This window comes from Brachyspira sp., from assembly GCF_050873525.1.
Lineage (GTDB): Bacteria > Spirochaetota > Brachyspiria > Brachyspirales > Brachyspiraceae > Brachyspira.
In genome coordinates this window covers 1-1313 of the sequence record NZ_JBNMIZ010000349.1, presented here as the reverse complement: position 1 = coordinate 1313, position 1313 = coordinate 1, and the positions used below count along the sequence as shown (strand labels likewise).

The 1313-nt window shown below is 30.9% G+C and carries 1 protein-coding gene; it reads left to right on the top strand.

The features are described from left to right. Positions 1 to 37: 37 nt before the first annotated feature. Entirely contained in the window at positions 38 to 1147 is a 1110-nt protein-coding gene (locus ACR0QS_RS13255; RefSeq protein WP_432633925.1) for an ankyrin repeat domain-containing protein, read from the top strand. Positions 1148 to 1313: the final 166 nt, after the last annotated feature.

The window sequence follows — 1313 nt, the reverse complement described above, 5'->3', positions numbered from 1 at the left end:
TTTTTAACTTTAATCAAATTTATTCAAGGAGAAAAAAATGAAACTTTTAAGACGATTTGAGAAAATATTTGTTATATCTTTAGCCGTTATTATTGCGGTTTCATGTTCGGGGAAAAGCGGAGAGCTTGCTTCGGCATTGAAAAAACATAAAAACGACAGAGGCATAGAAAATATACGGGAGCTTATTAAGAATAAAGATTATGAAGAGGCTTTTTATCAGTCGGCAACTTTGGGATATTCGGATATTGTTTCGGGGCTTGTAAAATTTGGAGCGGACATAAACGAAAAAAGTATGAGTGGCGCTACTCCACTTATAACTTTATGCCGAGAAGGAGATATTGAAGCGGCGGGAATATTGATAGAAAACGGAGCGGATATGTCTATAACGGACGACAGAGGAAAAAAGGCTTTAGATTATCTAAAAAATAAAAAAGATATTTTGGAGATTGTGGCAAATATTTCTATGAAAGAAAATTATATTGTATCAGAGAAGTTTAGAAATTTCACGGCAGAGTCGGACGATATAGATTCTTTATTGAACGAAATAAATAATAAAGTAATATCCGAAATGAATAAACTATTAAAAAAAGAATATTCGGATAAACCTTCGGCAAAATTAAAATATGAATTCAATACGATAATTGAAAATGCGAATGCGAGGAATTTTGATTTTGGCGAGCGAGAAGATTTAACAAGTTGTTTGAAAAAAGTCGGAAACGATTATTATTATATAATGAGCGTTGGCGCGCCGATTAATTCGAGAGGGCAGAGAGAATATTTGGATTCTTATACGAGTTTATGGCTAATAAAAGGAGCTTTAAGTATAGCGCAATTTGGAAAGAGGAGCGCAAGTTTTGTAGGCGGTTTTAACGGAATGCCTTTAACTGAAGATATAAATATAGTTTCAAAAGGCGATTATTTTACGCTTGAAGATTATTCGCATTTCGGAGATTCAAAATACGATTTCAAATATTATACTTTCAAAAAAGAAAACGGAGAATTTTATTTGGATAGAATTTCTTTAATCGATAATCGCAAAAGAGAAACCGCTTTATATAGATATAATAGCAGAGACAGAGTGCGAGTATCGATGGACGAAGTTTCCTATTCTTTAATAGGCGCTTTTTTGGGAATGAATTATTATTAAAAATTAAAATTTAAAATTAAAAAATAAATAAATTAAAAATCAAGGAGAAAAAATAAAATGAAAAATTTAATTATGTTTTTTGTATTAGTTATGGTTATGGTATTTTCAAATTATGAAGTATCATATTCGCAAGAAGTTGAAACGGGAAATTTCTACTTTTTAGTGG